The organism is Amycolatopsis sp. La24 (assembly GCF_029087445.1).
Lineage (GTDB): Bacteria > Actinomycetota > Actinomycetes > Mycobacteriales > Pseudonocardiaceae > Amycolatopsis > Amycolatopsis nivea.
This window is the reverse complement of sequence record NZ_JARACH010000152.1, coordinates 1-581: the sequence shown is the minus strand read 5'-3', so window position 1 is coordinate 581 and position 581 is coordinate 1. Positions and strand designations below refer to the sequence as shown.

Sequence of the window (581 nt, the reverse complement as noted above, 5' to 3'; positions counted from 1 at the left end):
CCCGGGGCGGTCAAGCCTTGCCGGACGGCGAGCGTGATCGCGTCGCAGACCAGGCCGGCGCGCATGTGCGGGGCGAGGGCGTGGCCGACGATCTCGCGGGTGTGCAGGTCGAGCACGGTCGCCAGGTAGAGCCAGCCTTCCTCGGTGGGCAGGCAGGTGATGTCCCCGACCAGCCGCATGCCGGGGGCGTCGGCGGTGAAGTCGCGGCCGATCAGGTCCGGCGCGGCCGCGGTCTTGTCCTGGCGGGTCAGCGACCGGGGCCGGCGGCGGGTGATCCCCGTGATGCCGCGCTCGCGCATGACCCGCTCGACCCGTTTGTGGTTGACCGCTTCGCCGCGGCGGCGCAGTTCCGCGGTGACCCGCGGGCTGCCGTAAGCACCTTGGTGGGCGGCGTGGATCCCGGCGATCTCCCCGGCCAGCCGGTCCTCTTCCCGCGCGCGCTGTTCGCGGGCCGGGGCGGCGGCGAGCCACTCGTAGAAGCCGGGACGGCGCACGTCCAGGACACGGCACAGCCGGGCGACGCCATAGGCGGCGCGGTGGGCGGAGATGAACCGGTAGCTGCGGGTCAACGATCCATCTCC

Annotated in this window: 1 protein-coding gene; it reads right to left on the bottom strand. The window is 74.2% G+C overall.

Going from position 1 to position 581, the window contains the following annotated elements; all coding sequences use genetic code 11:
- Positions 1–569: IS3 family transposase (locus PUT80_RS46240; RefSeq protein WP_275295927.1), on the bottom strand; the 569-nt coding region annotated here is incomplete at its 3' end.
- Positions 570–581: the final 12 nt, after the last annotated feature.